The 25,586-nt window shown below is 40.9% G+C and carries 28 protein-coding genes and 1 riboswitch; of the genes, 3 read left to right on the plus strand and 25 right to left on the minus strand.

The genetic code is table 11. The features are described from left to right. Positions 1 to 7 precede the first annotated feature (7 nt). The 4 genes from der to NSQ34_RS10285 form a co-directional block, all read right to left on the minus strand. Positions 8 to 1,318, minus strand: coding sequence for a ribosome biogenesis GTPase Der (gene der, locus NSQ34_RS10270; RefSeq protein WP_034280419.1), 1,311 nt, complete (start codon positions 1,316 to 1,318; stop codon positions 8 to 10). Between the two features lie 159 nt (positions 1,319 to 1,477). After that, positions 1,478 to 1,672 carry a hypothetical protein gene (locus tag NSQ34_RS10275; protein WP_008344527.1) on the minus strand — a complete coding sequence of 65 codons (195 nt, stop codon included), beginning with the start codon at positions 1,670 to 1,672 and terminating at the stop codon, positions 1,478 to 1,480. A 6-nt stretch (positions 1,673 to 1,678) separates the two neighbouring features. After that, a complete protein-coding gene (locus NSQ34_RS10280) occupies positions 1,679 to 2,563 on the minus strand; it encodes a YIEGIA family protein (RefSeq protein ID WP_024422816.1) in 885 nt (294 codons plus the stop codon). Then, entirely contained in the window at positions 2,560 to 3,102 is a 543-nt protein-coding gene (locus tag NSQ34_RS10285) for a hypothetical protein (protein ID WP_254001354.1), read from the minus strand. Before NSQ34_RS10285 ends, NSQ34_RS10280 begins: the two co-directional genes overlap by 4 nt. Before the next feature lie 180 nt (positions 3,103 to 3,282). On the opposite strand from NSQ34_RS10285, the gene NSQ34_RS10290 reads away from it, so the two are divergent. Next, complete coding sequence (locus tag NSQ34_RS10290) at positions 3,283 to 3,414, plus strand: YpzI family protein (RefSeq protein ID WP_064497540.1); 132 nt, start codon at positions 3,283 to 3,285, stop codon at positions 3,412 to 3,414. Positions 3,415 to 3,630: 216 nt separating this feature from the next. Here the strand turns inward: NSQ34_RS10290 and fni are convergent, their stop codons facing one another. The 17 genes from fni to NSQ34_RS10375 form a co-directional block, all read right to left on the minus strand. Beyond that, positions 3,631 to 4,686 carry a type 2 isopentenyl-diphosphate Delta-isomerase gene (fni, locus tag NSQ34_RS10295; protein ID WP_120208147.1) on the minus strand — a complete coding sequence of 352 codons (1,056 nt, stop codon included), beginning with the start codon at positions 4,684 to 4,686 and terminating at the stop codon, positions 3,631 to 3,633. A gap of 14 nt (positions 4,687 to 4,700) precedes the next feature. Next, positions 4,701 to 5,852, minus strand: a complete 1,152-nt coding sequence (gene rpsA, locus NSQ34_RS10300) for a 30S ribosomal protein S1 (protein WP_024422818.1) — start codon at positions 5,850 to 5,852, stop codon at positions 4,701 to 4,703. Positions 5,853 to 6,075: 223 nt separating this feature from the next. Further along, complete coding sequence (gene cmk / locus NSQ34_RS10305; RefSeq protein ID WP_024428083.1) at positions 6,076 to 6,753, minus strand: (d)CMP kinase; 678 nt, start codon at positions 6,751 to 6,753, stop codon at positions 6,076 to 6,078. Positions 6,754 to 6,824: 71 nt separating this feature from the next. Continuing rightward, the gene (locus NSQ34_RS10310; RefSeq protein ID WP_024422820.1) at positions 6,825 to 7,007 is read right to left on the minus strand and encodes a DUF5359 family protein; all 183 of its coding nucleotides are present in this window, start codon (positions 7,005 to 7,007) and stop codon (positions 6,825 to 6,827) included. 63 nt (positions 7,008 to 7,070) lie between these two features. After that, positions 7,071 to 7,718, minus strand: coding sequence for a flagellar brake domain-containing protein (locus NSQ34_RS10315; protein ID WP_024422821.1), 648 nt, complete (start codon positions 7,716 to 7,718; stop codon positions 7,071 to 7,073). 102 nt (positions 7,719 to 7,820) lie between these two features. Continuing rightward, complete coding sequence (gene ypeB, locus NSQ34_RS10320; protein ID WP_046311625.1) at positions 7,821 to 9,170, minus strand: germination protein YpeB; 1,350 nt, start codon at positions 9,168 to 9,170, stop codon at positions 7,821 to 7,823. A 16-nt stretch (positions 9,171 to 9,186) separates the two neighbouring features. Then, positions 9,187 to 10,098, minus strand: coding sequence for a spore cortex-lytic enzyme (gene sleB / locus NSQ34_RS10325; RefSeq protein WP_101676905.1), 912 nt, complete (start codon positions 10,096 to 10,098; stop codon positions 9,187 to 9,189). A gap of 133 nt (positions 10,099 to 10,231) precedes the next feature. Beyond that, positions 10,232 to 10,888 (minus strand): glutamic-type intramembrane protease PrsW, encoded by a 657-nt coding sequence (prsW, locus tag NSQ34_RS10330; RefSeq protein ID WP_024422824.1) that lies wholly within the window; start codon positions 10,886 to 10,888, stop codon positions 10,232 to 10,234. 154 nt (positions 10,889 to 11,042) lie between these two features. Further along, positions 11,043 to 12,014 (minus strand): YpdA family putative bacillithiol disulfide reductase, encoded by a 972-nt coding sequence (locus tag NSQ34_RS10335; RefSeq protein ID WP_268456626.1) that lies wholly within the window; start codon positions 12,012 to 12,014, stop codon positions 11,043 to 11,045. 124 nt (positions 12,015 to 12,138) lie between these two features. Further along, positions 12,139 to 13,413, minus strand: coding sequence for a Glu/Leu/Phe/Val dehydrogenase (locus tag NSQ34_RS10340; protein ID WP_268456460.1), 1,275 nt, complete (start codon positions 13,411 to 13,413; stop codon positions 12,139 to 12,141). Positions 13,414 to 13,609: 196 nt separating this feature from the next. Beyond that, complete coding sequence (locus tag NSQ34_RS10345) at positions 13,610 to 14,188, minus strand: genetic competence negative regulator (RefSeq protein ID WP_024428080.1); 579 nt, start codon at positions 14,186 to 14,188, stop codon at positions 13,610 to 13,612. A 165-nt stretch (positions 14,189 to 14,353) separates the two neighbouring features. Continuing rightward, complete coding sequence (locus NSQ34_RS10350) at positions 14,354 to 15,142, minus strand: metallophosphoesterase (RefSeq protein WP_268456627.1); 789 nt, start codon at positions 15,140 to 15,142, stop codon at positions 14,354 to 14,356. Positions 15,143 to 15,229: 87 nt separating this feature from the next. Then, a complete protein-coding gene (locus tag NSQ34_RS10355; RefSeq protein ID WP_070326536.1) occupies positions 15,230 to 15,685 on the minus strand; it encodes a DUF2663 family protein in 456 nt (151 codons plus the stop codon). Positions 15,686 to 15,749: 64 nt separating this feature from the next. Further along, positions 15,750 to 16,535, minus strand: a complete 786-nt coding sequence (locus tag NSQ34_RS10360; protein WP_268456462.1) for a LysM peptidoglycan-binding domain-containing protein — start codon at positions 16,533 to 16,535, stop codon at positions 15,750 to 15,752. Continuing rightward, complete coding sequence (locus NSQ34_RS10365; protein ID WP_214755539.1) at positions 16,480 to 17,121, minus strand: CPBP family intramembrane glutamic endopeptidase; 642 nt, start codon at positions 17,119 to 17,121, stop codon at positions 16,480 to 16,482. Before NSQ34_RS10365 ends, NSQ34_RS10360 begins: the two co-directional genes overlap by 56 nt. Then, positions 17,118 to 18,626 (minus strand): ATP-dependent DNA helicase RecQ, encoded by a 1,509-nt coding sequence (locus NSQ34_RS10370; RefSeq protein WP_214755538.1) that lies wholly within the window; start codon positions 18,624 to 18,626, stop codon positions 17,118 to 17,120. The genes NSQ34_RS10365 and NSQ34_RS10370 overlap by 4 nt, the downstream gene beginning before the upstream one ends. Further along, positions 18,619 to 19,671, minus strand: a complete 1,053-nt coding sequence (locus NSQ34_RS10375; protein ID WP_251232032.1) for a helix-turn-helix domain-containing protein — start codon at positions 19,669 to 19,671, stop codon at positions 18,619 to 18,621. Before NSQ34_RS10375 ends, NSQ34_RS10370 begins: the two co-directional genes overlap by 8 nt. A gap of 267 nt (positions 19,672 to 19,938) precedes the next feature. On the opposite strand from NSQ34_RS10375, the gene NSQ34_RS10380 reads away from it, so the two are divergent. After that, positions 19,939 to 20,187 (plus strand): ferredoxin, encoded by a 249-nt coding sequence (locus NSQ34_RS10380; RefSeq protein ID WP_008361239.1) that lies wholly within the window; start codon positions 19,939 to 19,941, stop codon positions 20,185 to 20,187. A 34-nt stretch (positions 20,188 to 20,221) separates the two neighbouring features. Here the strand turns inward: NSQ34_RS10380 and NSQ34_RS10385 are convergent, their stop codons facing one another. Further along, complete coding sequence (locus tag NSQ34_RS10385) at positions 20,222 to 20,803, minus strand: ECF transporter S component (protein WP_024428075.1); 582 nt, start codon at positions 20,801 to 20,803, stop codon at positions 20,222 to 20,224. Between the two features lie 144 nt (positions 20,804 to 20,947). After that, positions 20,948 to 21,078: riboswitch (FMN riboswitch) on the minus strand. Positions 21,079 to 21,364: 286 nt separating this feature from the next. Here NSQ34_RS10385 and serA point away from each other — a divergent pair. Continuing rightward, positions 21,365 to 22,939, plus strand: a complete 1,575-nt coding sequence (serA, locus tag NSQ34_RS10390; RefSeq protein WP_024422834.1) for a phosphoglycerate dehydrogenase — start codon at positions 21,365 to 21,367, stop codon at positions 22,937 to 22,939. A 235-nt stretch (positions 22,940 to 23,174) separates the two neighbouring features. Here the strand turns inward: serA and NSQ34_RS10395 are convergent, their stop codons facing one another. From NSQ34_RS10395 to sigX, 3 genes are all read right to left on the minus strand, one after another. After that, on the minus strand, positions 23,175 to 23,822 hold the full coding sequence (locus NSQ34_RS10395; RefSeq protein ID WP_046311648.1) for a M23 family metallopeptidase: 648 nt from the start codon (positions 23,820 to 23,822) through the stop codon (positions 23,175 to 23,177). Positions 23,823 to 23,926: 104 nt separating this feature from the next. Next, positions 23,927 to 25,033: a sigma X negative regulator gene (locus tag NSQ34_RS10400; protein ID WP_144496196.1), complete on the minus strand. Its 1,107-nt coding sequence runs from the start codon at positions 25,031 to 25,033 to the stop codon at positions 23,927 to 23,929. Continuing rightward, positions 24,945 to 25,553 carry an RNA polymerase sigma factor SigX gene (gene sigX, locus NSQ34_RS10405; RefSeq protein WP_024422837.1) on the minus strand — a complete coding sequence of 203 codons (609 nt, stop codon included), beginning with the start codon at positions 25,551 to 25,553 and terminating at the stop codon, positions 24,945 to 24,947. Before sigX ends, NSQ34_RS10400 begins: the two co-directional genes overlap by 89 nt. Between the last annotated feature and the right edge of the window lie 33 nt (positions 25,554 to 25,586).

The raw sequence follows: 25,586 nt of genomic DNA on the forward strand, positions 1-25,586 counted from the left end.
ACCCTTTTTATTTTCTCGCTCTCGCAAATATTTTAATCGGTGTTCCTTCAAAACCAAATGCATCTCGAATGCGGTTTTCTAGGAAACGCTCATAAGAAAAGTGCATAAGCTCTGGATCGTTGACAAACACAACGAAGGACGGAGGCTTAATGGCCACCTGTGTTGCATAGTAAATCTTTAGGCGCTGTCCGTTATGGGTCGGCGTTGGATTCATCGCCACCGCATCCATGATGATATCATTTAAAATATTGGTTTGAACGCGCATTGCATGGTTTTCGCTTGCTGTGATAATGGACGGCATTAATGTATGAATTCTCTTTTTCGTAAGAGCTGACATAAACAAGACAGGTGCATAATCAAGGAATTGAAAATGTTCGCGGATGTTTTGCTCAAATTCCTTCATCGTGCGCTCATCTTTTTCAACAGCATCCCATTTGTTCACAATGATGACAACAGCTTTACCAGCTTCGTGTGCATAGCCCGCAATTCGTTTATCCTGCTCAATAATGCCTTCCTCGCCGTCAAGTACAACAGCGACAACATCAGAGCGGTCAATGGCTTTTAATGCACGAAGTACACTGTATTTCTCTGTTGTTTCATATACTTTCCCTTTTTTCCTCATACCTGCTGTATCGACAATGACAAAGTCACGCTGATTGTACGTAAACATCGTATCGACAGCATCTCTTGTTGTACCAGCAATGTTGCTGACAATGACGCGGTCTTCTCCGAGCATCGCATTCACTAAAGAAGATTTCCCTACATTCGGGCGGCCAATTAAGCAAAACTGAACAACTTCTTCAGCATATTGCGTATCCGGTAAGTTCTTAAAGTGTTCTGCCACTGCATCAAGCAGATCACCAAGACCTAATCCGTGCGTTCCAGAAATCGGAAACGGCTCGCCAAATCCGAGTGCATAAAAGTCATACACATCGCTTCTCATTTCAGGGTTGTCCAGTTTATTGACAGCAAGTACAACTGGCTTTTTCGTACGATATAAAATTTTTGCGACTTCTTCATCCGCAGATGTCACGCCATCTCGACCATTCACCATAAAGATAATGACATCCGCTTCATCCATTGCGATTTCTGCCTGATGGCGAATTTGCGCCAAGAATGGCTCATCTCCAATATCAATTCCACCAGTATCTATTAAATTAAAGTCATAATTTAACCATTCAGCAGAGCTATAGATTCGATCTCTTGTTACACCAGGTGTGTCTTCTACAATCGATATTCTTTCGCCTGCGATTCGATTAAAAATTGTAGATTTTCCAACGTTGGGCCTTCCAACAATGGCTACGACAGGTTTACCCATAGTACCCTTCCTTTCAATCCAGCCGCGATTCAATATGTTCATCATCATGTTTCAACCGGGATTTATAATTTTCATTCAGATTTATGAAATAAACCCTTCAAACATGAAGGGTTCAACTTATATATTATATCAATTTTTAATCAGACCACAATGAATAACTTAAAAATGTTTGACAATCAAGTAAAGATCTTCTCCAATGCCGTGTGCAATTCCATCTAAAATGGCCTCTAAATTCATGGCATACATGTCGAGCTCTTCTTTATTTTCACAGAAAAAAACCGCTGTTCCGCCAATGACCCGCTCTTTATTAGTTGTTGCCACAGCCAATATAAATTGTTCAATGGTGTTCGCCATGCCCTATTACCTCACTTTCTTTTTAATGAAATCTGTCGGCATTCTTATGGCATTTTCTAAAATAGGCACCTCTTCTAATACACGTACAGCCAAATCTTCACGCTGCCATTGCGGTAAAATGAACACACCAAGTGTACCGGTATTCAGATCACGTTTTGCGAGCGGACAGAGCGATGGTTCACCAGAATCGCGGTACACGCCAAGCACGTTTGATAAATCAAATAAAATGGCTTGCCGCTGTCCAAGGTTGGCAATCGTTGTAGCAGAGTTGAAATTTTTCGGCGTCAAAATAAAGCCCATCCCATGCTCTAAAATGAGTTTTTGCTTTTCAGGCAGCCCGATATTCATAATGTATATATCATTCACATAAAGCCCTGCCCCATCAAAGCGAAGTTCCCCTTTTTGAATGCTGACGATATCCTTTAATTGACTGCCTGACATTAATAGCTTTGCCATGAAAAAACAAAGAATACCGACTACTGTTCCAACAACAAGCGAGAAGAAAATACAGGCTGTCGTTGTAATAAGTGCAGTGAGAATGGCAATATAATTTCGACTTTCAAAGGCAATAGCAATGCCTTCTATATATGTACTGCCTCGTGAGACAAGCTCATACGAATCCATTTGGGTTAACGTATTTCTTTCCATATTTCGGACATCTCGAAATTGTGTGGCTGCCAAAGTGAGAAAGGTAATCGCTGTAAATTCCTCCTGAATTAGTGCAGGCATAATGATCGCACCTAATCCTGACGCAATAAAACCAAGTGCAATGTGAATCACTTGTCCATGAATATACGTTGGGTATTGCCGGTAATCCGTTCTTAACATGTAAAGTCTGGCCGCCATCCCAAAGATGACACCAATAATCACAGGAAACGTATAGTCTGTCATGTTGATTTTGCAGCCCCTTTTACTGATTTTCTTGATGAACGGGCGTTTAAGAGCTTTTCAAGCTGATCGACACCTAATAGGAAGACCGCTCCTTGTACAACGAAGGAAAGAAAAGAGAGATCTCCTAGGACAATTGATGATGTGAGGCGGTGAATCGTCAGCGCATAAAGGGCTTCGCCGAGACATACTGACATCATCCATAAGGTGATTCTTTCCGTTAACGGCTGTCCATATGTCATACACATTAAGATCAGCAGGATAAATACGACCCAATCCACCTTTATTATCGTGAACCAAACAGGGTCATATAATGCAAACATCATAAAAAAGGCATACGCGCTCACCATCGAGCCCAATTGCATGATTCTCATCATTCGGTAACTAGGCCTATATATGACGAAAGCAGCACATGCATATAAAAAAGTCATCAAGAATCCCGCATTGATGCTCATATCTAAAACGGATATCATGATATGACTGAATATAATATGGACAAGTACACAGATGCCCAGCACGCTGCGCCACAAACTTTTTTCCATGATAAATGTCACCATAATCCAAACGAACCATATAGACCAATAATAGTACAAAGCCTCCAACGCCTCATCACCTCAATTACATTATGGGAAAATCTCCAATTTTTAAACATGCGGATCGTTACCGGCTCTGTATGAAATAAACAAGAGGTGACACCCTAATAACCTGAGGAGGGATACATGATGGGAAAAGATAGACAGGAAAAACGTTTAAAGGCGTCAAAAAGAGTGGAATCTGACCGCGATCAATCCATTCATCATAAAGGTGCAACAGCATTAGAAGGTCCAGAAAGCGCTCGAAAAAGAAATCAATAAAAAAAGGCATGTGATGATCACATGCCTTAGATTTGTTGACAAAGGGCTAAAATGTTCTTTATTTTGGATCTTTGTCTTCTTTTCAGCGTGATAGAAAACCTTTGCAGCCCTAGGAAGGGCGAGTACCGGGGCGGAGCGAATTTGACATTCGTGAGCACCGGCACGCAGAATTGACACCGAATGCGAGGGTTTGTCTACGCGCTGAGGCATGTGATATCACATGCCTCTCTGACTATAGTACGTTGTGTCAACGCCTCTTTCTTTGAGCCAATGACTTGTTTCCCCTGAGATCACAACTTGAGCCTGTCTCAGTTCTTCAATCGTCTTCACGCCAAGCACTGTCATCATCATCTTGATATCTTCTTGAAGTTCCATGATATCTTCGATGAGGCCGCTTTCTCCTCCACTGGTCAATGATTTTAAGAAAAATCCAGCTAGACCAGCAGCAGATGCGCCAAGAGCCATTGATTTGGTTACATCAAGAGCATCTTGAATACCTCCGGAGGCTAAAATCGTTTGACTCTGAAAGGCTGTATGTACTTCAGCAAGACTCGCTGCAGTTGGAATTCCCCATTGATCAAAATAACGAAGTGCTTTTTGGCGTCGGAGATTTTCAATCTTGGAGAAGTTCGTTCCACCAAATCCGCCTACATCAACGGCTGCAACCCCAGCATGAAATAACTTTCCTGCCGTCTCCTTGCTCATGCCAAACCCGACTTCTTTTACAACAACAGGCACACCAACAGATTCAACGATCGCTGCAATCCGCTCAAGTGCCCCCCTGAAATCGCGATCGCCTTCAGGCATGACAATCTCTTGGATGACATTCAGATGAATTTGGAGCATATTCGCCTCGAGCATGTTGACTGCTTCTTGAGCTTGCTTCATTGTCGCTTCACTGCCTAAATTCGCAAATACAATTCCATCCGGATTGACTTTACGAACGACTTCATATGTTCGTCTTTCTTCTTTATCTTTCAGTGCAGCCATTTGTGATCCAACTGCTACTGGGATATTGGTCTCCTTCGCTGCGATCGATAAAGAGCGGTTGATCTCATAGGTGGATTCTCCGCCTCCGCCAGTCATTGCATTGATAAAAATTGGCGAACCGAAAGTCAGTCCGCCAATTGTCGTTTGTGTATCAATTTGTGATGTCGCAAGATCTGGTAAACTGGCGTGAACGAAGGAAACATCATCTAAACCTGTTGCTGCATGCTGGCCAGTGGACAACGCATGCTCAATATGCTGCTTCTTTCTTTCTGCTCGCGTCAATTTTGATCACCAAATTATTTTAGTTTATTGAGTTTATCGCCGATCAGGTCACCAAGCTGGAATCCGCTTGTGTTTTCTTCTTTCGCCTGATATTGACGATAATCTTCTTCGATTTGTTTTTCAGGATTTTCTTCTAAATCACGGATGCTTAGTGAAATGCGCTCTTCGTCTTCATTCACATCAAGCACTTTCACTTTCACAGTCTGCCCTTCTTCAAGGACTTCTTGCGGCGTGCCGATATGTTTATGAGAGATTTGGGAAATATGCACAAGTCCTTCTACACCTGGCAGAATTTCAACAAATGCACCAAAGCTCACAAGACGTTGAACGGTTCCTTCAAGCACATCACCTTGTTTTACCTTTTCACCAATTTGGCTCCAAGGTCCTGGTAATGTTTCTTTAATAGATAGTGAGATACGTTCGTTATCACGATCAACAGCAAGTACTTTGACCTTGACTTCCTGTCCTTCTTCTACTACGTCAGATGGCTTTTCAACATGCGCATGGGATAGTTGAGAAATGTGAACTAATCCGTCAATGCCGCCAATGTCAACAAATGCACCAAAATCAGTAAGCCGCTGCACTTTACCATCAATCACACTGCCTACTTCAAGCTTTTGCAGGAAGTCTTGCTTTTTGTCTAATTGCTCTTGCTCAACGACTGCACGGTGTGAGAGAATCACGCGGTTTTTTTCGCGGTCAAGTTCTACCACGACAAGTGAGAGTGTTTTCCCTTTGTAATCTGTGAAGTCTTCTACATAGTGTGCTTCTACAAGAGATGCAGGAATAAATCCGCGCACACCAATGTCAACGACAAGACCACCTTTTACAACGTCTTTTACTTCAGCTTCAAATACTTCTTTTGTTTCAAACTTTTTCTCTAGGTCTTCCCAAGCGCGGTCTGCATCAACAGCACGTTTAGATAAAATCAAAGCATCGTCTTCGACCTTTGTTACTTTAAGCTCTAACTCGTCGCCATCTTTCACGACATCTGATGCTTTTTCAACGTGAAGACTTGATAATTCACTGATTGGGATGATACCAGGTTGTTTCACATTGACGATATCTACATTAACATGCTTGTCCTCAACTTTAGAAACAATCCCTTTCACTACATCTCCAACCTCTGGTACCTGAACATCGATTTGATTCATTTCCTCTGTCATTTCGATAACCTCCTTGGTCCAAACCTACACAGCTTAGTTAAAACGACTGGGCGAATATGTGTCTTAAGCATGATGATTGCCAGCCGAATATGTATTATAGAAACATTCAAATCAATATAATTGCTTGAATGATCAATAAAAATAGTATTAGTATAAACTTCTAATAAAAGACCTTGTTTGTCAAGAGATAAACCTCTAACTTATAAAAGTTTTCTAAAATTTCTTACTGTTTCTCCACGCGGTCTGCTGCATCTAAAATTTTCCCTGCCACCTCTTGAATAGAAAGGGAAGTGGTGTCAATTTCAATGGCGTCATCCGCTTTCTTCAAAGGTGAAACTTCGCGCTCAGAATCAAGCTTATCGCGTCTTGCAATCTCTTCGATCAGCTGATCGTAATTGACATCGTAGCCTTTTTTCTGATTCTCTTCAAAGCGGCGTTTTGCTCTTTCTTCTACTGATGCAAGCAAGAAAATTTTCACTTCAGCATCTGGAAGTACATGAGTACCTATGTCTCTTCCGTCCATAACGACGCCGCCTCGTTTGCCAAGCTCTTGCTGCCTGCGGACCATTTCTTCCCGAACAGCTCTGTGCTTTGCAACAACCGATACCTGGTTGCTTACGCGGTCTGTGCGAATATCCTCTGTGACATCCGTATTGTTTAGATGGACTTTTTGACCCTCGTCTGTTGTGACTAGTTCAATGACCGTTTTTTTCAGTAATGAATCAAGTGCCTGTTCGTCTTCAAGGTCTACACCTTGATTGAGTGCCGCAAGTGTAATCGCGCGGTACATAGCACCTGTATCAATATAAATATATGATTTTTTGGCTGCGACAATTTTTGCCACAGTGCTTTTGCCTGCTGCTGCAGGACCGTCAATTGCTATAGATAATTTCTTTTTCATAATACCTCTCCTTGATTGAATCTCCCTTATGAATTGTAACACGATCACCGCTCAAACGGGGGAATTTTCTATCAATCCTTCTGCTTAAACGTTTCAATCCATTCTTCAATACTCATGTTATTCACACCCTCATACTGCACGACTTTTGACAAAAAAAGCTCTCCTTTCGTCAAATGAAGTGTAATCTGAACAGTTAGCAATAAAACAAGCTGAATGAGCACCACTTTCAATAACCATCTTTCCATTGTCTTCATACAAAAAGCCTCCACGCTAGATTCTTTCCTCTCTAGTATGGAAGCTTTTTACACCCTTTATTCTTATGCTTTTTTCACACGTGTTAAAAGCTGCTGCTGGAAGCAGTATTTCATGATGTGCTGCTGGTGATCATTTGTGATCTCTGAAAACTCCATGATCGCTCTTGTTTTGCCAGACTGTTCATCTTGATATACTCGATTCATCTCTGCAACCGCTTTTATTTTCACGGGCTCTTTTAGGGGAAGTTCAAACTCTGTGACCACTTCTCCATATTCTTTCAATGACACGCCCTCAGGAACAGAGATTGCTACGCCGCCAGCACTCATATTCACAATAAACGTTTCAAAGGCCTCTTCATCCGTTTGCATAATGGTGGCTTTGACCATCGTATCCACTCTCAGATATTCTCTTCGCTGAAGCCGAATCATTTCTTCTTTTGGCGGAATGGAAATAACAATCATCGGGATATCTTCTTTTCTTTTTCCGATGACTTCGCTTGTACATTTGTATGGAATTTGGTTTTCGTCAAAAAAGAAGACGGTGATTTCTGTTTGCTGGTTTAAGTAGATGGTGCGTCCCGTTTCTTTATCAGCTGGATAATTAATGCAAATATCATCGTTATTATTTTCCAAAACCTTCGATTTTGCTGTTTTCACTTCTTTGTTCTCATTGACATATTCAATTGTGATTGCATCCCCTATTTGTAACATTCCTCATCACTCTTTTCATCTGTGAAATCGTATCCTCTCCTATATTAAACCATGTCTAAAACAAAAGGAAAAGACTTATTAGCCTTTTCCTTGTTTCCTTTTCTATAGGTCTTTATATATAGGTTCTGCGTTTTTTAGTTTATCTACTCGTTCTTCTTTTCCAGTATCTGCATTAATGAACATGCGATACGTATCGTTTTTTATCGTTCCAAGGAACTCATAGCACAGAACTTCCTCTGACATATCATTTTGCACAATCGCTAAATGAGTATCTTCGATCTTTACATGCTGATTTAATGTTTTCTTCGCTTCTTTTTGCGAGATTTTAGGTGATTTAATGTCACGTGTTTTATGATTCGTTAAATAATCCTTCGCTGAAAACCCAACAACCTCACCATCGTCCAATGCGACTTTCATGCGTATGCTATCTGGATAAAGCAGAACATTTTTCTGAAGAGGAACATAGGTAAATACACCGATATTATCAAATTGTGCACTTTCATCTAAATGGAACGATTCTGTATCAAACCCTTGCTTCTTTAAAAAGCTGAGTGCTTTTTCTGATGCATCATTTAAACTGATTTTCTGTTTTTTCACGTCACGATTCTGAAGAAGGTAAACTGGGTGTCCTCCTTTTTCAGTTAAGTCTAAATAAAAGTTTGCATGGCTGTCTGGATCAGACATCGATAAGCTGTACACGTCGCGATTGGTTTTGCTGCCGCTTTTTCTCACTTTAAAATGTTGATTATGGTCAGGTGTGAATTGCTGTGCAATGCGGATCGCTTCTTTTTTTGAAATCTTATCGCCTTTTAAATGATTGTATCCTTGTGTTTCTTTTTCTGTGGACACATTTGTAGGACCAAGATCGACATCTGCAAATGCATCTGCATTTCTCTCGACTGTTTTCAGCCCGTCAATGATGGTGTTGTCGTTCTTTCGATCGCCGTCAGCGAGCGCCATTTCAACATCCATCCATTTTAAGTTTTTATTAAGTACGAGGTGCTGCACTTGTCTAAGTTCGTTTTGGATATCTGACGCTTGATTATATAGAGCTGTAATGGTTTTGTGTGTATCTTTATTTAATGGTTCATCTGATAAAGATTTGACTGATGATTTGTAGCTAAAGTCTCCGACATTCGCCAGAAATTCTTCCGTTTTATTAAAAGGCATCAATGTAAGCGGGAGCTGGCTGACATTGTTATGCGCTTCTGATGACATTCTCCATACATCTGCAAGTGCTGGTGAGATGGATGTTTGGCTGTTCATCGCAAGTGTTGCGCCCAGTTTGTCATGCAGCTGATCCACCTGATACGTTAAATCGTGGAAGGCTCTTTGGTAGTTGTTCTCAGCATGAAGCAGGACGGCGTCTTTTTCTTGATGTTCTTTATAGCCCCAGTAACCTGTTGAGATGACAGCAATTCCTAAAATAGCAATCAATATTCCTCTGATCATTTATTTACACCCCTTTTTATTCGCAGAATATATGTTTCCCGATTCGTTTAATTTGTGGTCTTCCCCAAATCCATGGACTTGTTGCTGTATCAGGATTAAAGTAATAGATGGCGCTTTCAGATGGATCCCAGCCATTGATTGCATCAAATACAGCTTTTTTTGCCGTTTCATCTGGCGTCATATAAAATTGCCCATCTGCTACAGCAGTAAACGCAAGCGGTTCAAAAATGACTCCTGCGATCGTATTTGGAAAGGTCGGATTGTTCAAGCGGTTTAAGATAACGGACGCGATGGCCACCTGTCCTTCATACGGCTCACCTCTTGCTTCACTGTAAACAGCTTGCGACAAGAGCTGAATGTCATTACTAGAAAAACCACCAGGCATGTTGGCTGCTGTTTGTTTTGGTGTTTGATTTCCCTGCTGGCTGCCTGACTGATTGCCGGACTTCCCAGATGATCCACTTTGACTTTTTTGATTTTCTTTTGTACCTTGGGCTGTCTTTTTTTGCGAGCTTTTTTGCGCAGGAGCCTTTGTTTGCTGATCAAGAGGCTTTCCGCCATAATGGGTAAACTGGTTCCCTTGCTGCAGCTGTTTTTGAACAAACTCTTTGTAGTATTTCGTCTTTTGAACTAATAAGTTTTTTGTTTTCTCACCTACAAGTCCATCGACCTTCTTCATGCCAAATTGGCTTTGAAAGTTGCGAACGGCCCAGTACGTCCCCCAGCCATAGACGCCATCGATTTTGCCATTGTAAAACCCATTGTATTGGAGCCGCGCTTGCAGCTCGACTACATCTTCTCCTGTTGCCCCGCGCTGGATGACTTGGCCGGTGAATGCTTCACTTTTACTGGCTGTCAAAAGTGAAGACGCAAGAAGAACGATTGAGAAGATAAGAACAATTTGTTTCATGAAACGAGCTTTATCCATATTTGATCCTCCTGTACTTTTGATGTTTGAATATATGTTTCTTCCGATCCCTATTTTTATACATTCAACACAGGAGAGAATTGGATGGAAAAGACAAAAAAACGCCCTATAAACAAATAGGACGTTTTCCAAATTAAATTTGCACCATTTTTACCGCACGGGCTTTTTTTGCTTTCCTTAAACCAAACCACCATAAAAAAATCATGAACGGCACCATGATATATCCCCAGTTTTTCATCCCTAATAGAATGAAATCATACAGGCCGTGAAACAGTACAGGGAGCGTTAAAGAAAGGATCAGCCATTTGCGCTGCTCTTTTTTATCAGAGAAGCGGGCTTTTCCGATATAAAATCCCATCACAACACCAAATAATGCGTGACTTGATACAGGTAATAAAGCACGGGTAAACGCATATTCGACCCCGTGGCCGACTAAGTAAAGGATATTTTCAAGTGTTGCAAAACCAAGTGAGACACTCGTTCCATACACAATTCCGTCATAGTGTTCGTCAAACTGGGCATGTGCATAAACGCTGACCATTAAAATAAACCATTTTAATGATTCTTCTAAAAAGCCCGACGTCACAAATGAAATCAAGATAGGATTTGTTGCAATATTTTCCTCTTGAAGGACATATTGAATAAACATGGTTGGAAACACAAGTATGACACCTAGCATAAAAGATCTGATGACCATGTGAACCGGCTCATTGTCGTACTGATCTTTCAAATAAAAATAACTTAAAAGTGCGATGCCGGGAGCTAAACCTGCTGAGATGATTGCGATCATAACCAGACCTCTTTCCCTACATTATCCTTCATTATCGTACCATGATTTACCCTTTTTTTATATGACTCGGGCCCATTTTTCTAAAAATACCTTTCTATATAATCCCAATTTATAAAAAAAGAACCGAACCCCTTTGAAGGATTCAGTTCTTTTTTTATCCGTTAATTCTTTTTTTGATTTCTTCTGCAATGAGTCCGCCATGAAATCTTCCATTTTCGATAAAAATTTCATTGGCATTATTTCCAGCTGCAATGACTCCTGCAATGAAAATGCCTTCAACATTCGTTTCCATCGTCTCTTCATCAAATGCTGGACGGCCTGATTCTTGGTCAATCGTGACACCCATTTTTTCTAAGAAAGAATGATCTGGGTGATAGCCAGTCATGGCAAATACATAGTCACTTTTCACTCGATCCGTTTGATTTTGCTGGTTTGTGAAGATCACATCTTCTTCTGTGATTTCTTTCACCTGCGCACCAAACTCCATTCGAATCGTTCCATTACGGACAAGCGCTTCAAACTCTGGTAAAATCCAAGGCTTGATGCTGGATGAATATTCAGTTCCTCTATACAGCACAGTGACTCTGCTTCCGCATTTCACAAGTTCTAACGCAGCATCAACACTGGAGTTCTTCCCGCCGATCACCGTCACATCTTTATCAAAATATGGATGTCCTTCTTTAAAATAGTGATATACGTGGGGAAGGTCTTCTCCTTTGACGTTCATATAGTTTGGATGATCATAGTAGCCAGTCGCAATGACGACGTAATCACATGCATAGTCGTCTTTTGATGTATTCACCGTAAAACGGCCATCTTGTTTCGTCACGGCGTTTACTTTTTCAAAAGCATGCACACGCAGTTTTTTTCGTTTGACGACCTCTCGGTAATAGGAAAGCGCCTGAATACGAACGGGCTTACGGTTTTCAGTAATAAAAGCAACATCACCGATTTCAAGCTTTTCACTTGTACTAAAAAAGGTTTGATGTGTTGGGTAATGATAAATACTGTTCACGACATTCCCCTTTTCAATCACAAGTGCATCAATCCCAATTTGCTTGAATGCAATGGCAGCTGATAACCCGCATGGGCCGCCTCCTATTATGATCGCTTTTTCTTGTTTCATTTGTTCCACTCCTGTCATTTCACTGCAATAACAATTGCTGGGCTGTTTGATTCTTTGTTCCATTCCATAAAAAAATCTCCTATTTAAGGATAGGAGATTTTAAGGCGCGATGCAAATCAGCCGCTTAAATCCAGCCTCTGAATCGAGAAGCTTCAGCCATTTTACGTACACCGACCATATATGCAGCAAGACGCATATCAATTCGGCGGTTTTGCGCCATTTCATAAATATTATTAAATGATTTCACCATCATATCTTCTAAACGAGTTTCAACTTCTTCTTCTGTCCAGTAGAACCCTTGGTTATTCTGAACCCATTCAAAGTAAGAAACAGTTACACCACCCGCACTCGCAAGTACGTCTGGAACAAGCAGTACACCACGATCTGAAAGAATTTTGGTTCCTTCCAGTGTCGTTGGGCCATTTGCTGCTTCTACGACAATTTCGGCTTTAATGTTTGCCGCATTATCTTCTGTGATTTGGTTTTCAATGGCTGCAGGTACTAAGATATCACAATCCAGCTCAAGCAGCTCTTGGTTTGTAATTGTATCGTTAAATAGTTTAGTGACGGTTCCAAAGCTGTCACGTCGGTCAAGCAAGTAGTCAATGTCTAGACCATCTTCATCGTATAATCCGCCGTACGCATCTGAAATTCCTACGATTTTTGCTCCAGCATCATACATGAATTTAGCTAAGTAGCTTCCTGCATTTCCGAATCCCTGTACGACAACACGAGCCCCGTTAATGTCAATTCCTTTTTTCTTCGCCGCTTCTTTGATGCAGATCGTCACACCTTTTGCTGTTGCAGTATCACGTCCGTGTGATCCTCCAAGAACAATTGGTTTTCCTGTAATAAATCCTGGCGAGTTAAATTCATCAATTCTAGAATATTCATCCATCATCCATGCCATAATTTGAGAGTTCGTAAACACGTCTGGTGCTGGAACATCTTTTGTTGGTCCAACGATTTGACTGATGGCGCGAACATAGCCGCGGCTTAGTTTTTCAAGCTCTCTGAATGACATTTCTCTTGGATCACAGATAATACCGCCTTTTCCTCCGCCATAAGGAAGATCCACAATTCCACATTTTAAACTCATCCAAATTGAAAGCGCTTTTACTTCTTTTTCCGTAACGTTCGGGTGGAAACGGATTCCGCCTTTTGTTGGACCGACAGCATCATTGTGCTGTGCGCGGTAACCAGTGAAAATTTTCACCGATCCATCATCCATACGTACTGGAATTTTGACCGTTAATAGACGAATTGGCTCCTTCAGCAATTCATACACTTCCTGCGGATACCCTAATTTGTCTAGCGCTTTATGTATGACGGTTTGAGTTGACTTTAAAACATCTAGCTTATCTTCTGCGTTATGAGCGGCGTTTTGATCGGCTGCCATTAAAATAAACCCCCTAGAAATCTTTCATGATCTACTGCTCCCTTTCAAGCAATAGTATACACCTTCGTACTGGTAAAGCAAAGGTAAAAAGCGTTTTTTATCAAAATAAAATATCAGCGTTTATAAATATAAAAAAGGATATAAAAAAATACTGTTGTTTCATCACAACAGTATTAAATATAATAGAAAAAAGTGATTAAAAATACATTTGAATCGTTTTCACAGCATCTTCTTGCATGATCACTTTTCCATATTCTTTTAGCCGGTGAATGGTGAGTGTCGTAGGTGAACCAAACTCTGCTAAAATCGAAATGACTGTATCAGCAGATAATTCTCCAACATCATCCAGGCTGAGGTAATATTGACCTTCATAATGGTAAACTGTACCCCCTAAAAGTCCAATACGACTTAAACTATGGGACAGTTGAATCACATCTTCAAACGAGGCAAATTGATAGAGCACATGCTTACTCTCGTCGAGCTTGACTTGCATCTCAATGTAATCTTCATCAAACTCATCATCAGCATCTTCCTGCTGACTCTTTGTGACAATGACGACCATCCCCTGCGCCTGAAGAGAAAATACTTCAACAGCAATCGGTCCATTCGCTTCAAAACCGAGCTCCTGATTCGCTTCGTTCATCATGTCTTTAAACAGCTGATGGACTTTGAACGAATCTTTCCAAAGGTCTTCTTTCGTAAGACCTCGGTCTGTCAGGTCATCTAGTGTGAGAAAAATTTTGATTTTATTATAATTCAGACGCTCCAGTCGCATAACGTTCCCTCCTGCCTCTTCTAAACACACATCATACTGTAGTATATGAGATGATGAGTCATAGGTTCTTAATTTTGTATTCAGTTTACACTGTGTCAAGACGGAAGACAAGCACGAAGCTACGCTTACGGTGACTTTTATGGAAAATATTGAGGGTGCCGCAAGTTAACGCGTTTTTAGAGGCATTAAATAGATCAGATGGGTTTCTGGTTCTGCTCCGAGACGCAAGGGAATTTTTGTTGTTCCGTAGCCATTACTAATGAGAAAGAACGCACCTTTGACCTGGCCTGTTCTTCCTTTTTCATACGGTCCAAATTTCCCAATTCGGATCTGTCCCCCATGCGTATGACCGCTCAGGACAAGATCGATTCCTTCTTCTTCACTCATCAAATGATGTACATCTGGATTGTGTGATAAGAGAATATTGACATCATCTTTCACAAACTCAGGCCGTATGGCTTCATAATCTGCTTTTTCAAGCCGAATATCATCAATTCCTCCAATTTTGATTCGCTGCCCTTCAAAATTCCATACAGCCGTTTCATTTTGCAAAGTCGTGACATCGTATGCATGAAGAATTTCTTTAAACCTTTGCTGGTGCAGCTCATGATCATTATTTCCCCAGACAAAATAAACCGGCGCAATTCTTGATAAACGTTTCACATTTTCTTCAATCCTTGCATAGGGTACACCTTTTTCAGCTAAATCTCCGCCAATCATAATCACATCTGGCTCTTCCTGTCTGATTTCTGCTAATAAAGTGTCACTGATGAGACGTCTGTGTGTATCAGAAATAAAGAAAATGACAGCAGGCCGGTCTGTTTGAAGTGCTTCTATTGTAAAGTAATGCTTTTTGATGTTGTTTTGTTTTGCCGTTTTCACCATTTTTGCCGTTACACACACACCTGTTGTAACAGCCGCAATGGCGGCAGTAAATCCGATGGCATATTTCATCACAAATGGCTCCCTTACATATCTTTCTTTCATAAGACGCTTGAATGAAAAAAGACGTTTCAATTGTTAAACGTCTTTTTTTCTCATTTATTTACTTTCATAATAGAGATTAATGTCGTATTGCTTCTGCATATAGTGAAAAACCGTCTCGCGCTCTTTCCACTGATTTGATTGCGGCCATAAATCTGTGCTTTTTTGTATAATTTCACATCGAAGCCGATGATATTCATCCTCAGCCTTTTCTTCTTTTTTCTTATAGTAATAAGAGGCGTAAAAAGCAAAGACTTCAGCCATGATCCAAAACAGAAAAACTTCATGACCAAGCAGTGTTGCAATCATGGCTTCCGGCTGAAGCGAACCGCCTCCCGCATTTGCCGTGATCACAAAATAAAACAAAAGAATGGCAAGCGATAGAAGGGCTGTCCATTGCCATCTTTTGCACTGCTTGGCAAAGCCCTCATATTTATGCTTTCTTTTGATCAATGTTTCCATCATTTTCCGTGTCGGCTGATCCATATATCGGCTGATTGCGTGCAATGTCATCACATACACCCTGTCCCTTTTTTCTACATATGTATGTGCGTGCTTCTTCATTCATGTCAGGTGATTAGTTTTCTAGTGGAATATTCAGCACTTGACCACTATACACGCTGTTACCTTTCAAATGATTATAGGCTCTAATTTTCTCTTCACCCGAACGGTTTTTGTAATACTTCATTGAAATTCGATACAGGTTTTCCTCTGGACCAACGGTGTGCTGCACGACACGAACTGGTTTTTCTTCCTGCTTCTTTTTCTCTTCGGCCTCTTTTCGTTTTTTCTCTTCCTGTTGCTTTTGCAAGGCTAGCTGCTGCTGTTCACGCTTTTTGGCAGCTTCGGCTCTCGCGCGTTCTTTTTCTTTCGCTGCTTGTTCACGCTCTTCTTTCTCTTTAGCAGCTTTTTCTTTTTTCTGCTGTTCAGCTTTTTCTTTCAATCGCTGTTTTTCTTTCTCTTTCTTTTGCTTCTCATCATCAGACGCATCCGCTTTATCAACGCTTGAGTCATTTTTCGTTTCGACAAGTGCTGACGGGACTGGGTCTGTGTCAGCACTTGATGTAGAATCAATATTATATACATCTTGATTATTATTATGGTTGATTTCCTTTGATGTGTAGTAGATCAAAAGGAAGAACACTGTGACGACGATAATAGGAAAGATAATAGCAAGTGTTGTAAACAATGGATTACGCACCTTTTTCGTGCGCTGCTTTTTATATTCATGAAAATCTTCTCGTGTAGGAAAGTGAGAGTCATCTGAAGGCTCTACTTCTTCTTCAAAAATTTTCTCTGCATCATCGTCATGGATGTTTGTCAGCTGCTCCTTCTTTCTCTTCATTCTCGACATTTCTTCCATGTTCATCCCTCCCCCTATATTTCAAACGAATTTGACAAGCAAAGACTAAGTCAATGACAAAATGGGTCATGACAGGAACAAATAAATTCCCAGTCCACTCGTATAAAAGTCCTAAAAAAATACTAATTGAAACCACAAGGATAAACAAGAGTATTTTTGATAAGTAGCGAAAGTGAAGGAGCGCAAACACAATACTGGCAATTTCCAATCCAAATTGCTGCTGGACGATCCCTCGGAATAGAATTTCCTCTGAAAAGGCGATGAGCAGTGTTAACCAAACAATATGCGGGATGCTGCGATTTTTGAACATTTTTTCATTTAATCCGCCATCATCATACATATGAGCAGGAAACACCTTCATAACAATCGCATCCACAATGATCACAACCGCAGCGCCGCCAATTCCATAAGTCAGTATCTGCGCATCTTGGATCTCCCAAAGGGATGTAAAATCTGTCCAATGATTGAACATAAATATACCTAGTAAAAAAGAAATGATCAGCATCAGCAGCTGCGTGAAATACAGCTGTTCTACAACTTGTCGATCGGTTAATTTTTCGATGATTCGGCGATGTTGTTCAATCAATGCTGCGCCTCTTTTGTCAGATGAAACATACGGTCCAGCACGGTCTTCCAGTGTTTCATTTCATTCAGCTCCAATGGTTGATCTTTTTTTTTATAATCAGACAGGTCAAGTCCGCAAGAAGAGCAGCAGCTGCCAGAGGATGCGCTCTCCGTTTGATCAAGCTGTTCGTAAAAGTATGATAACAGAGATTGTCTAAAGCAGCTATGATCTGTGATCCGCTCCTTAAATTGCCACACTTTTCTCAGTTTTTCAGTTTGTCTGTCCTGCAATTTCTCTTTCAGTTTCATCAGGAGCAAACGCGGCTCGTCAGATTGATACATCCTGTAATAATGGATCAGCATTCTTGCACGTGTCTCCTGAAGCCCTGATTCCATCAATTGTTCACGTAGTTTCTTTTCATCATTTGTCTGCATTTGTGTCAGCCTGGCTAAGAAAAAATCAATTTCTGGATCATCAAAGCCCTCTGCTTGTATTAAATGCTGTTGAATATCCGCGTCCTCTTCTGTATATAAAAGAATGCTCACACTATTTTTCCCGTCCCGTCCTGCTCTTCCAATTTCCTGCATAAATGCTTCAATAGACTGCGGCGGGCTCATATGAATAACAAATCGTATATCTGCTTTATCAATTCCCATTCCAAAAGCACTTGTACAACAAATGAGGTCAAGCTGTCCGCTGATAAATTGCTGCTGAATAAGCATGCGGTCTCCTGCATCCATTCCGCCATGGTAATACTCTACACGCTGATGGGTTTTTTGTTTCATTATGAGCGCCATATCTTCTGTCATTTGCCGGGTCGGGCAATAAATCAGGCCAGGGCCTTGCAGGAATTCCACAAGCTCAATGGCCCGTTTCTCTTTTGCTTCTTTCGTTTCGTGCGCTTCTTTGACTAATGCGATGTTTGGCCGGTTGACAGAATGGATATGAAAGTCTGGATGCTGCAATCTTAACGTTTGCACGGTATCTTTTAGCGTTTGTTTTGTTGCAGTTGCCGTCAGTGCTAAGGCAACAGGATGACCTAACGCTTCTCTCCATTCTCCCAGCTTGGAATATTCCGGACGGAAATCATGCCCCCATTCCGATATACAATGGGCTTCATCGACGACGAACAGACCAATATGCATCGATTTGAGCTGTTCTAGCAGCACCTCTGACATTAATGCCTCAGGCGCGACGAATAAAAATTTATATGATGGCAAATGCCGAATGATATGCCGTCTCTCCTGAAAAGATAATGTGCTGTTCAGTGCCGCCACTCGTTTTTCTCCGCGCATTTTCATTCGTTCGACTTGGTCCTCCATAAGCGATAACAGCGGCGAAATAATGAGAACTAATCCTTCAGTCATATAGCCGGGAATTTGATAGCAGATGGACTTCCCTCCGCCAGTAGGCAGCATGGCAACCGTATCTTTCTGATTCAGTACACTTTGAATAATGTCCTCTTGACCTGCTTTAAATGAGTCGTAACCAAAATATCGCATGAGCGTCTGATGAAGCTTATCCATTTGCTTTCACCATCCTTGTCAGAGCCAATCTTATTTGAAAATAAGTAAATGGATGTTCGAGTTTTTCTTTAATCAGCTTCATTTTATTTGTTTGAAGCTCCCTGGCTACTGCATGAATGGCCCGCTGCTCTTCTTCGCTCACATACGGCTCTATTGAGAAGCTCGGTTCATGTATGGACAGCTCGACAATATGGTCTTCGATCGTTGCCTTTTTTAATGAACGAATGTGAGCAATCTGATCAATATCATAGCCTTTTTGCACAAGCTCGAGCGTTTTATGGGTAGAGGTTGTTAGCACGCGTTTGAATTCAAGGTCACCTACGAGCTGCTGCATGACCTGCGCTTCACCTTTTTGGGCAGCATGAATAAAATAATGGAGGACATTCCAAAAAAGCAGGTACACATACCACACATCTTCTTTTAGCCACTCTGCCATTTGCTGATACGTACGCCCAATTCTTTCATTTGACGTCAATGAGTAAACAAAAATCAGCGCCTCTTGATCACTTATACGGGAAAGGAGCTTGTCTAGTTCATGATGCAGCTCTTCCGAAAGCTTATTCTTCTCGTGATGCTGTTTTAAGAAGGATTTCGTCCAGCTTTGTACAGATACATCTCTTTGTATTGGAACATATTGATGCGATCCAGCCAGATGGTGAGACAGCACTTGTACAAGTAACGAAAGCCTCATCCATAGCACCTTTGCTTTATCATGATATTTGGCACCATGAAAATAAGCGGGCATCGGTTTTTCTGAAAAATACTGGTTTAGCATACGCTGTCCTGCATTTGTAACAGTGAATGTCTCCCCTGTTTTTACGATGTAGTGCTTTTCGTCAAGCTTTATAGCAGAGCGATTCAGCTGATCCCTCGTAAACCCCGGGTAACAGCCGAAGTACTTTGAAAGCTGAAACAAACTGGCATCCTGTATGGTTTGTGATGATTTCTTTCCTTTAAAAAGATGGTAGACAGCACTTATGGAGCGTTCGCCGTTCAATTTATGTACGCTGTCCATTAACATGACATCCAAGTAATGAAGAGTCATTCGCCAAAGCACCTGTCTTCCTGACAAAATTCGAATATTTTCTCCCTTTATTTTAACAGATTTCATAGAAGAAGAAATGTTTAAACTCAATTTGTGGGGGAAAGTTATGAACAAACCCTTATGTGATAAGCATTCTCAATCACTTTACAGTTGAAATGTGAAATTAAAATCATTACAATAAGGTTTGAGGAAATTGTTTTTTATCGGTGAAACTAAAAAGGTTAGACCATTTGTTCCATCGAACAATCTGGGAGGTATTTTTTTAACATGGCAAAATATACAATTGTAGACAAAGACACATGTATTGCTTGCGGCGCATGCGGTGCAGCTGCTCCAGACATTTATGATTATGATGATGAAGGCATTGCATTTGTTACGCTTGATGACAACCAAGGGACTGTAGAAGTTCCAGAAGTGCTTGAAGAAGATATGCTTGATGCATTTGAAGGATGTCCAACAGATTCAATCAAAGTTGCGGACGAATCTTTCGATGGAGACCCACTTAAGCATGAATAGTATAAAAGCCCCTTATGCAGGGGCTTTTTTTATATTAACTATTTTGAAGTCGGCGTTTATTTTCAAACCATGGACGCATTTTCACAAAAATGAGACTAAACACGATGGTAATGATGATTCCTTTAATAAGATTAAAAGGCAATATCCCTGCTGTTATCGTCGCCTTGAGCATATTATCCGAAAGTTGAGGCGCATTTAAAAACCATGTGTAAGCCGGCAGAAACAGGAAGTAATTTAAAATACTCATCATCACAGTCATAAGCACTGTGCCCAAGAACATAGACCATACAATGCCCTTTGCCGATTTGATTTTTTTGAAAATGAAGGCCACTGGTAAAATGAACAATACACCTGCTGTAAAGTTCGCTACTTGATCAACAGGAACACCAGACATACTGCCATGAATGAGATAATGCAGTACATTTTTTAATGCCTCAACAGCAATCCCTGCACCCGGCCCATAAATTAAAATCGCAATAATCGCTGGAATATCGCTGAAATCAATTTTCAAATATCCTGGAAGCCCAGGGAACGGGAAGTTTAATAACATTAAAACAAATGAAATACTGCTAAGCATACTGATTACAACTAAACGCTTTACTTTACTTTGATTCAATATTCTCTCTCCTTTTCGATCAAATCTTTCGAAAAGAGGATTGTTCCATTTTAGCCACAAAAAAACCGCCCTTGAAAACAGGAGCGGGGAAATTGGGCTAGACAAATAAACGTGTGAACATCAATGTTTTCAACGTTTATGAACCTCCATCTTCTCCCATCCAGACTATACTGTCGGCTTCGGAATCACACCGAATCCTGCCAAAAAGGCTCGCGGGCTTAGAGACTATGCTCATCACCGCCGGTAGGGAATTACACCCTGCCCCGAAGATTGATCATTATTCAATTCGACATCATTATATATGATATATGAGCATTTGTACAGATAAAAATCTGAGCAAATTCATCAGTTTTAAGAAATCGTAAAAAACACAAAAATTATAATGACAAATGCGCAAAAATTGGTTATCTTTTGTTTAAAGGTGTTCATTCTTTATAAAGACACAAAGAAATGTTCGTGTTTTCTTTTTCACTTTACTGCTTTAATTTGATTGACACAGTGAAAAGGAATATGGTAAATTATCAGATATTTATGACGTTTATTTTAGGAGGAAATCTTACGATGTTTCGAGTATTAGTCTCAGATAAGATGAGCAATGATGGTCTTCTACCACTTTTAGAATCAGATTTTGTTGAAATTGTCCAAAAAAATGTAGCAGAAGCAGAAGATGAATTACACACGTTTGATGCCTTACTTGTCAGAAGTGCCACGAAAGTAACGAAAGAGCTTTATGAAAAAATGACTTCATTAAAAATTGTCGGCCGTGCCGGTGTGGGAGTAGACAATATTGACATTGATGAAGCGACCAAACACGGCGTCATTGTGATCAATGCACCAAACGGTAATACGATCTCGACAGCTGAGCATACGTTCGCTATGATTTCATCACTTATGCGTCATATTCCGCAAGCCAACATTTCTGTCAAATCAAAAGAATGGAACAGAGGTGCATATGTTGGTGCTGAGCTTTACGGAAAATCTCTTGGGATTGTCGGCTTAGGCAGAATCGGAAGTGAAATCGCGCAGCGTGCAAGAGCATTTGGCATGACAGTCAACGTGTTTGACCCATTTCTCACAAAGGAACGTGCAGAAAAAATTGGCGTCAATGCGAAATCACTTGATGAAGTACTCGAAGTATCAGATATTATTACTGTACATACGCCATTAACAAAAGAAACAAGAGGACTTCTCAATAAAGAAACGATTGCAAAAACGAAAAAAGGTGTTCGCCTTGTAAACTGTGCGCGCGGCGGCATTATTGACGAGGCTGACCTTCTTGAGGCACTTGAAAGCGGCCATGTCGCAGGAGCTGCACTCGATGTATTCGAGGTAGAACCGCCAACTGATAATCCGCTTGTGGATCATCCACATGTCATTGCAACTCCGCATCTTGGTGCCTCTACAAAAGAAGCACAATTAAATGTAGCGGCGCAAGTATCTGAAGAAGTCCTTCAATTTGCAAAAGGTCTTCCTGTCATGTCATCTATTAATCTACCAGCGATGACAAAAGACGAGTTCAAAAAGATTCAGCCTTATCATCAATTTGCAGGAAAACTTGGACGTCTTGTCTCTCAATCAATGAGAGAACCTGTAAAAGAAGTAGGCATTTCTTATGAAGGCTCTATTTCAAAACTCGAAACATCCTTTATCACAAAGAGTCTTCTGTCAGGCTTTTTAAAAGAGCGTGTTGATTCGACTGTGAATGAAGTAAATGCTGGAATGGTCGCAAAAGAACGAGGCATTAGCTTTAGTGAAAAAATTTCTTCCAGCGAATCTGGTTACGAAAACAGTATTTCCATTGAAGTCAAAGGTGATCTTTCAACCTTTACTCTAAAAGCGACTTACATCCCGCATCTAGGGGAGCGCGTTGTTTCTATTAATGGTTTTAATATTGATTTTTATCCAGATGGACACCTTGTCTATATCCAGCATACAGATGCACCTGGTGTGATTGGAAAGGTTGGACAGATTTTAGGCGACCATGATGTCAACATCGCCACAATGCAGGTGGGACGTAAAGAAAAAGGCGGCGAAGCCATTATGATGCTTTCTTTCGACAAGCATCTAGAGGACGAAATTGTGAAAAAATTAACTGAAGTGCAGGATATTCTTTCTGTCCGCCTGATTGATCTATAAAAAACAGTGATAAACCTCATGCTTTGCATGAGGTTTTAGATTGTCGACAAAGAGCTAAAATGATTTTCATTTTAGCTCTTTGTCTTCTTTTCAGCGTGATTGAAAACCTTTGCAGCCCTAGGAAGGGCGGCTTATCTTTGCGGAGCGAATTTGACATTCGTGAGCACCGGCACGCAGCCCTGACAACGAATGCGAGGGTTTGTCTACACGCTGACCTCATGCAAAAGCATGAGGTTTATTTAGTTGAAACCATTAAACGGTCTCCTGTTCGAATGAGGTGAGTGGTCAGCTCATTAATCTTTTTCAATTGTTCTACAGTCATTTCATGCGCCTTTGCTATCGACCAAAGGGTATCCCCTTGTTTAATGACATATGTATTTTTTTCATGTCCATTTACATGAAGAGCCGGCTCTTGGAAACGTTCCACAGCAATCATTTTGAGCGGATCTACCGCATCCTTTTTGCTGACTGACCAATTGCCACGATGTACTTCAAAATGCAAATGAGTGCCTCTGGAGGCTCCTGTGTTGCCAATTATGCCAATCGGCTGTCCCGCTTGTACATGGTCACCCTTTTTCACAAAACGCTCGTGTAAATGAGCATAGACGGTTTCGTATCCATTTGGATGCTGAATAAATATAACTTCTCCATATGTAGCCGATACATACGAACGCGTGACCACACCTTCACTTGCAGCAAAAATGGATTCTCCTTCTGGCGCAGCTATATCTAATCCCTTATGCGAGCCGCCCCTTGTCCCAAACAAGTCAGTGACTTCTCCTTTCACTGGTTCCACCCATTCGTTTGTCTTCTGCGCATGGGCAGATGGCGCTAAGATCAAGAGCAAAAAACAGCTGGCACCTATGAAGCAATACCTTTTCATCAGTGACTCCCCTTTTTTGAGGTTCTTTTCATGACAGCTTAGTATACAGCAAGAAGACCCTTTTCTATACATCAAAAAAGAACGCATTGAAATGCTTGCGTCCTTTAACGATCTTTAATGACAACTGGATTCGGCAGGGCCGGTACCTCTATTGGTTCATTTAATTCATATGGTCCTACTTGATCTGTTCCTTCATATTGAATGGTGACATCTGTAAAACCAAAATCTTTCGCTGTGAGCAGCAGACCTTCAATGAGTAGAGTATGATCAATTGAGTCCGATAATTGTGCTGATGCTCCAAACGTGATGGTTACATGCTTACCTTTTGATGTCACTTCTTTAATGGGTTCTTCTTTAATTAATGGTTCAAGTCCAGAATCACTCGTGCGTTTCATGGCCTCTACAGCTTCTTCATAAGAAGAATAATGTGTTTTGGAGGGCACCAAAAAAGTCCCGCTCTTATTTTCTAACACGTAATAAGCTTTCTTCGTTTGTTTATCAATTGATATTGCGCCAATGCTGCTAGCCCCTAATTGAAGATGAGAGCCTTTGACTGATTTGACTTCCACTTGTTTATACCTGCTCCATTTGAGCGTTTCTTTTACCATATCTTTAAATCGATTGGCTTCCTTTATCGTATCAAGGGACAAATCATTTTTTAACTGAAAAACAAGTGTATTCCCATTTTCACGAAGGTCCACCATCTCAAGATAAGATTGAAGTGGCTTTGTCATTTCAAGCAGCTGCACCTGTTCATATGTGTTCATCATTTCCTGCAAATGGTCATGTTCATTCTCTTTTTCAATACTAATGGGAACCACTTGAGATGTTGATTCATCTATGTATGCAACCGTCATATACTTTTGCTTGTCTTCATGAGAAACAACGTGTGTGGTACCATTTGCCTGTTTGACCGGCTCTAATGTGGCATTTGCCTGTCCTTTGTCAGCACTTGAGTCCATTTTTATCTGTTTATGCTGTTCTTGAGCAGCCGGCTGAAATAAATGAGGAGAAATTAAAAACGCCATAAATAAAACCACAACGGTTGCCACCGCTGGACCGATCCATTTGACACTTTTCTTTTTCTTCCCGCTTGCCATCAGCACCTGCTGGTATATCTGCTTAGATGAACGGTTGTCCTCCACCTTTGGAAGCTGACTTAGTAACACCTTGATTCGTTCTTCGCTCCAATCGGACCTGTTCGTTTTCATTCACTAGCTCCTCCTTCAAAAGCTCCATATGTTTTCGGAGCACTTTCAGGCCTCGGTGCTGCGTTGTTTTGACTTTGCTTTCCGAGAACTTTAGCGCCTTTGCCGTCTCCATGATTGAGTAGCCCTGGATAAACCTTAAAATGATGACAGCTCTTTGATCAATCGTGCAGTGATCAAGCGCGGCATAAATTTCTTTAGTATTTTCATCCTGTACAGCCAGTTCGTCTGGGAGCAAGTCTGGGTCTTTTACATCCTGCTTATCCCAATCAAACGTGCCGAGTACCCGTTGTCTAATGGTTTGCTGCTTGCGAAACCAGTCAATCGCCACATGCCTTGCAATTGAAAACAGCCATGTTTTCTCGCTGCTTCTTCCTTCAAAAGTTTTATATGAGTGAAGTACCCGAATGTAAACCTCCTGTACGAGATCCTCTGCCTGATTTTTATCTTTAACCATATAAAATAAAAACTGGTACAAATCTTGATGGTACGAATCATATATTTTTTGAAAGGTTTCATGCATAGGAAACCCCTCCGTTCACTTATTTTTGTCGAG

This window comes from Bacillus sp. FSL P2-0069 (assembly GCF_038593315.1).
GTDB lineage: Bacteria > Bacillota > Bacilli > Bacillales > Bacillaceae > Bacillus > Bacillus safensis.